General features: G+C 61.4%; 2 protein-coding genes. Both read right to left on the minus strand.

The features are described 5' to 3' along the window. The coding region (locus tag X946_RS05850) for a cbb3-type cytochrome c oxidase subunit I (protein ID WP_038744851.1) at positions 1-1242 on the minus strand (1242 nt) is incomplete at its 3' end. Positions 1243-1245: 3 nt separating this feature from the next. Next, positions 1246-1373 (minus strand): COX aromatic rich motif-containing protein (locus tag X946_RS30335; protein WP_200886423.1); only part of this gene is annotated, 128 nt, incomplete at its 5' end.

Consider the following 1373-nt stretch of genomic DNA (forward strand, 5'->3'; position numbering starts at 1 on the left):
GAACAGGCTGTTGTGCAGCACGAAGTCCGCGCCGGGGATCGCCATCATCACGCCCGTCATCCCGCCGAGCGTGAACGTCACCATGAAGCCGATCGTCCACAGCACGGGCGCGGTGAACTCGATGCGGCCGCGGTACATCGTAAACAGCCAGTTGAAGATCTTCACGCCGGTCGGAATCGCGATCACCATCGTCATGATCCCGAAAAACGCGTTCACGTTCGCGCCCGAGCCCATCGTGAAGAAGTGGTGCAGCCACACGAGGAACGCGAGCACCATGATCACGCACGACGCGTAGACCATCGTCTTGTAGCCGAAGAGCGGCTTCTTCGAGAACGTCGAGATCACTTCCGAATAGATGCCGAACGCGGGCAGCACGAGGATGTACACCTCGGGATGGCCCCACGCCCAGATCAGGTTCAGGTAGACCATCGCGTTGCCGCCGGCGTCGTTCGTGAAGAAGTGCATGCCGAGGTAGCGGTCGAGCGCGAGGAGGGCGAGCGCGACCGTCAGGATCGGGAACGTCGCCATGATGAGGACGTTCGAGCAGAGCGCGGTCCACGTGAACACGGGCATCTTCATCAGCGTCATGCCAGGCGCGCGCATCCGGATGATCGTCACGAAGAAGTTGATCGCGGTGATCAGCGTGCCGACGCCGGATATCTGCAATGCCCACAAGTAGTAATCGACGCCGACGCCCGGACTGAACTGCAGCTCCGACAGCGGCGGATACGCGAGCCAGCCTGTTTGCGCGAATTCGCCGACGATGAGCGAGACGTTCATCAGCAGCGCGGCGACGGCCGTCATCCAGAAGCTCAGCGAATTGAGGAACGGGAACGCGACGTCGCGCGCGCCGATCTGTAGCGGCACGATCAGGTTGAAGAGCCCGATGAGGAGCGCCATCGCCATGAAGAAGATCATGATGACGCCGTGCGCGGTGAAGATCTGATCGTAATGATGCGGTGGCAGGTAGCCCGGGCCGTTGTATGCGAGCGCGAGCTGCAGGCGCATCATCACGGCGTCGGCGAAGCCGCGCAGCAGCATCAGTACCGCGACGATGATGTACATCACACCGATCTTCTTGTGGTCGACCGACGTGAGCCACTCGGACCACAGCCATTTCCAGCGCTTCGTGTAGGTCAGCGTGCCGACGACCGAGAGCGCGACGAGCGCCATGAACACGGCCGCGCCCATGACGATCGGCTGATCGAACGGGATGGCAGAAAGCGTCAATTTACCGAACATGCGTTACCCCTTCGTCCGACAGGCGGCGTCTTTCAGATCGAGGACGTGGCCGTTGTTGTACTTCGCGATGATGTTGTGAAAGAGCCGCGGGTCGATCGTCGAGTAGTAGCGCACGGGCTGCTTCTCGCTCG

The sequence above is a fragment of the Burkholderia sp. ABCPW 111 genome (assembly GCF_000773065.1).
Taxonomy (GTDB): domain Bacteria; phylum Pseudomonadota; class Gammaproteobacteria; order Burkholderiales; family Burkholderiaceae; genus Burkholderia; species Burkholderia savannae.